General features: G+C 44.8%; 2 protein-coding genes. Both read left to right on the top strand.

Annotated elements, in window-relative coordinates; translation table 11 throughout:
* Positions 1-765 (top strand): NAD(+) kinase (nadK, locus tag ACQY6Q_RS03250; protein WP_427977813.1); only part of this gene is annotated, 765 nt, incomplete at its 5' end.
* 749 nt (positions 766-1,514) lie between these two features.
* The coding region (locus tag ACQY6Q_RS03245) for an L-lactate permease (protein ID WP_427977811.1) at positions 1,515-1,783 on the top strand (269 nt) is incomplete at its 3' end.

Raw genomic sequence — 1,783 nt, 5'->3', positions numbered from 1 at the left:
GTGGAAGAGCGTGTTGCCAGCGAGTTAGGGACCAATATCGTCGCGGTCGATTTATTAGAGATTGGTGCACGCTGCGATTTAGCCATAGTCGTGGGTGGCGATGGCAATATGCTCGGCGCCGCCAGAGTGCTAGCACGCTTCGATGTGGGCGTGATTGGGGTTAACCGTGGCAACTTGGGCTTTTTAACGGATTTACCGCCCGATGCCTTTGAAGAAGCACTCGCCAAAGTGCTCGATGGGGAATTTGATACCGAGCACCGCTTTTTACTCGAAGCCGAGGTCTATCGTCACGGCATGTTAAAAGCGAGCAATACCGCAGTGAATGAGGCAGTGCTGCATCCGGGTAAAATCGCCCATATGATTGAATTTGAAGTTTATATAGACAATCAATTCATGTACAGCCAACGCGCCGATGGCATGATAGTCTCAACCCCGACGGGATCGACCGCCTATGCCCTGTCGGCAGGTGGCGCCATTCTGACCCCGAATTTACAGGCATTAATCTTAGTGCCTATGTTTCCACATACACTGTCGTGTCGCCCCATAGTGGTCGATGCCTGCAGCACCATTAAGATGGTCGTCTCCCCTGAAAATGGCGAAAATCTCGAAGTAGGTTGTGATGGCCACGTGCATTTAGCCGTCTTACCCGGCGATGAAATCATAGTGCGCCGCAGCTCTGAGCAGCTCAGGCTTATCCACCCTAAAGGCCATAATTACTTCCATGTGTTACGCAGTAAGCTCGGCTGGGGCAGTAAGCTGTTTTAAGCCCACATTAGGCGAAGGCATAATGGCCACAAAGGCACGCCATCATTAATCACTCAGGTTAATTCCCATACCAGTTGTTAACAGAATGGTGTGTTGCGGCTGCGTGGCTGTAAACAGCTTTATTAACCGTTATTAAATTTCAGATTAAAACAAAATTCATTAAGTGATATTCATCACGCGAAATTTAGTCATCACTAAAATTTGATCTTGCTCTCAATATTTCCTGCGGTGCAAAACTCAATAAAAATCTATTTATTCATTATCTTACTCAATTCAATTTAGCGGAGTGATTTTTACCGCCACATAAAAATGAGACATGAGTCACATTTTAATATTGTCTTAAAAATCCATTAAGTACTCATTAATGAAATAAATGGATCAGTTAATTGCAATACTGATAGCTAATTTAGCGGATATCTCGATTTTTATAACCTTAAGGAATAGAAATCAGTGAATCATCCCATTATCGAAATATAAAAAACCACCTTCGAGTGACATGGATCACAGTTAGGAAAATCCTCTGAGAGAAGCCTCCCGCAGCACTGTAAATTAGCATTTTATACAGCAGTCAAAATGATCTAGATCATATTAGTTAAGCCCCGAATAGCGTCTAGTACACACCACAGAATGTTGTGACTCTTGGCATTGGCAGTTGAAACTGCTGATTTATCCGCCGAGGGTTAAACAGGAAAACACTAGCAATATCCAAATATAAATAATAAGACAGACCACTTTATGTAGAGGCAAGCATGACAATACTTCAACTCCTCGCCAGCTTGACGCCAGTAATCAGTGTAATGATCTTTCTCGTATTACTGAGAATGCCAGCGTCCAAAGCTATGCCCATCTCCATGATAGTTACGGCGCTTGCCGCCGTGTTTATTTGGCAAATGGATACCACGCTGTTAGCCGCATCGGTTCTCGAAGGACTGCTGTCAGCCATCACCCCCTTAACCATCATCTTCGGCGCGGTATTCCTGCTCAACACCCTGAAATACTCAGGGGCCATGGATACCAT

The sequence above is a fragment of the Agarivorans sp. genome (genome assembly GCF_050295395.1).
Lineage (GTDB): Bacteria > Pseudomonadota > Gammaproteobacteria > Enterobacterales > Celerinatantimonadaceae > Agarivorans.
This window is presented reverse-complemented; position numbering and strand designations above follow the sequence as displayed.